Source organism: Pseudomonas sp. EL_65y_Pfl2_R96 (genome assembly GCF_963970905.1).
In the GTDB taxonomy this organism is placed as follows: domain Bacteria; phylum Pseudomonadota; class Gammaproteobacteria; order Pseudomonadales; family Pseudomonadaceae; genus Aquipseudomonas.
In genome coordinates this window covers 1-457 of sequence record NZ_CAXAQH010000335.1, presented here as the reverse complement: position 1 = coordinate 457, position 457 = coordinate 1, and the positions used below count along the sequence as shown (strand labels likewise).

Here is a 457-nt window from a genome sequence, read left to right as displayed (position 1 = left end):
GCCAAATTGTGATTCGTGATGGGTATTTCACCGCATCATGTGATGACCGGCGGTGCCAACAGGCACCGCCGGGATCGGATCATGCCGCACGGGCGATGGACAGAACCTGCGGGGTCGCCGCTTCAACGAGGCCGCCCAACGCCATGCTGCGACTGACCGTCTGCACCCCGTCGCGCAGCGTATAGGCAGCAGGCGGAAACGCCATCCAGCGCGGCACCCAGCCTTCGACCTTGCCGCGACCGTTTGCACCGGTCAGGCAATCGCGGATGATTTGCCGCTTTACCTTGCCGGTCGCCCCCTCATTGGCGGTGGCAACGCCAGCACCCCCGACATCGCTCAGGATGCAGCCCAACACTTCGCGGTCGCGGATCAGGTCGAGCAACGCGTCGTCGGCCTCCCACACGCCGCGCATCTCAACACCAAGATGGACACCGAGCAGTTCGATCAGCGCACTGCC

General features: G+C 64.6%; 1 protein-coding gene. It reads right to left on the bottom strand.

The annotated features are described in order from the left end of the window. Positions 1–79: 79 nt before the first annotated feature. On the bottom strand, positions 80–457 hold a 378-nt coding region (locus AACY49_RS30910; RefSeq protein ID WP_445262692.1), incomplete at its 5' end, for a hypothetical protein.